At 37.2% G+C, this 1,070-nt stretch carries 1 protein-coding gene; it reads left to right on the top strand.

Annotated features, from left to right (window positions below):
• Nucleotides 1–70 precede the first annotated feature (70 nt).
• Nucleotides 71–964, top strand: a complete 894-nt coding sequence (locus BCT81_RS03005; RefSeq protein ID WP_102423200.1) for a LysR family transcriptional regulator — start codon at nt 71–73, stop codon at nt 962–964.
• Nucleotides 965–1,070 lie beyond the last annotated feature (106 nt).

Genomic DNA, 1,070 nt, shown 5'->3' with positions numbered 1-1,070 from the left:
ACGCTATTGTTCTTCGAATCAGGAAACCATAAAAATTATAATTTCTTTGTGTCAAAAGGTTAGTCGAATCATGAAACTACATTTCGAAAATATTGTTTCGTTCATTGCAGTAGTTGAAGAAGGTTCATTTAGCTCTGCTGCTCGCAAACTAGGAAAATCACAATCGACAGTTAGTACAGCTGTACAAAATCTAGAATCAGACTTGGGTTTCAATGTATTTAATAGAGAACACTCTAAAGTTTGGTTAACCAAAAAAGGAGAACGTCTATTCCAATTATCTTTGCCTGTGGTGTCGAAGTATCGGGACTTAGTGACCGTTGCTCAACAAATGAATATTTCAGACCAAATCGTTTACCGAGTCGGTATCGACCCACTGGTGTTTGATAAAAATGTAAAGAGGACATTACTGGCATTTTCAGAAGCATTCCCAAACGTGGACTTATTGGTCGTCACCAAACCCAGTTTCGTTTTAGGTAACTATATCAATGAAGGTAAGATAGATTTAGCGCTAGGTAACCCCTACCACAAGACAAGTTATGACTTCAATGTAGAGGAGTTATTTCACGTTAACTGCTGGTGGGTCGCTCATAAGGATTTGGGGCCTATAAAGTCTCATGCACCATCTCAGCGAGTTCTATTAATGGATGGGTGTGAAGAACTGCTTAACTTATCGACTATTGCAGCATATAACCTTTGGCGACTGGATGATTTAGATACCATCATCGATTTATGTAATGCTCAAAAGGGCATCGCATTCTTACCTAGCTTCCTGATCGATAGTCATGTAAAAGATAACAAACTTAAGGTCATTACAGACCACCCTGATTTTTTTGGTAAACGAGTTATTGCTTCCCTTTTCTGGCAAATACATTCTGACTTTAGCTTGTTTAATCAATGGATAAAAAAAGAACTGAAATCTAGCACTAACTACCAACAAACATTTATTGCCGATTTGGCTCAATAACGCCCTCTTATAATCGGGTAATTATGCTCTAGTACATTCAACTTCTTCGGAATTGGTATTAATAAAACCAAACATCTTGATATAGTGTCGCAATAAAACATAAACT

This window comes from Vibrio sp. 10N.261.52.A1, from assembly GCF_002876325.1.
GTDB lineage: Bacteria > Pseudomonadota > Gammaproteobacteria > Enterobacterales > Vibrionaceae > Vibrio > Vibrio chagasii.
Note: the sequence above shows the minus strand (reverse complement) of the source record. Positions and strands in the feature narration are given on the sequence as shown.

What these genes read in the sequence shown, in the direction of transcription:
- BCT81_RS03005 (WP_102423200.1), top strand. Translation starts at nt 71, where the DNA reads ATGAAACTACATTTCGAAAATATTGTTTCGTTCATTGCAGTAGTTGAA.